Source organism: Halomonas sp. QHL1 (assembly GCF_001882345.1).
GTDB lineage: Bacteria > Pseudomonadota > Gammaproteobacteria > Pseudomonadales > Halomonadaceae > Vreelandella.
This window is the reverse complement of record NZ_MINL01000002.1, coordinates 10,125-11,012: the sequence shown is the minus strand read 5'-3', so window position 1 is coordinate 11,012 and position 888 is coordinate 10,125. Positions and strand designations below refer to the sequence as shown.

Below are 888 nucleotides of genomic sequence, written 5' to 3'. Positions count from 1 at the left end.
CGGCTTTTTCCAACTCTCGATACGCCTGTTTTGTCGATGTGTCCGATATAGCTGCAATTTCGGCAGCGCTGACGCTGTAGAGCACATCATCTGTGATGGGCTGGTCACGCCTAACTTGGGAGATACACGCGAGCATAATTCGTTGCTCCGCTACGCTAAGACGGTATTGAGCCTCGACGAGTGCGTTGCTCTTGTAAATTTGAGGCTGACTCATCCATGGCTCCAGTAGAATTCCTTAAAAGGGACAATATATATTGTGTCCCTACTCACCGCAAACCTGTCCCCCTTTTAACCGCAAATCCGTCCCCTTTTAACCGCAAATCCGTCCCCTTTTAACCGCAAATCCGTCCCCTTTTAACTCTAAAAACGATTTATAAACAGTAACTTGCAACACCCTAAAAGGGTTAAAAGGGTAAAAGTACAGAAAAGAGCGCATATGCGCTCACCTACCCTCGCTTCGCTCGCCCTGGCCTGCGGCCAGCCTAATGATGACGCGCCAAAGGCGCACTGAAAGCGGCTTCTAGGTGCTACGCACCTGCGCCGCTAATGGGCGCTACCGCGCGTAAACTTCGTGCGGAACATCAACAAACCCCTTTTATCAATGAGGTGTCGAGGCAAGGAGGGGTCTGTGGTGGGCGTCAGGAATCGAGGAGTATCAGGAGATGTGCATTGCCGGTTACCGCTCGCAAGCTCGCTGCATCGCCCCTACGGGGCGATAAAAGCTATAAAGTGGCCGTTGTGATGTTTAGTGCCTTTTCTCAAAACGCTGGAGGATGTCATCGAAGCCTTTAATTTGGCGATTTTCAGGTTGGTCTAGATTAGGCTCAAGCTGCCCCGGAGCCGGAAGCTGGCGTAGCTCTCGGACTTCTTCCTGAAGCTGGGTAACTT

General features: G+C 51.4%; 1 protein-coding gene. It reads right to left on the bottom strand.

Features of this window, described 5'->3' with window-relative positions; all coding sequences use genetic code 11:
• A partial coding sequence (locus tag QHL1GM_RS19030) for a replication initiation protein (RefSeq protein ID WP_139245660.1) occupies positions 1–214 on the bottom strand: 214 nt, incomplete at its 3' end.
• Positions 215–888 lie beyond the last annotated feature (674 nt).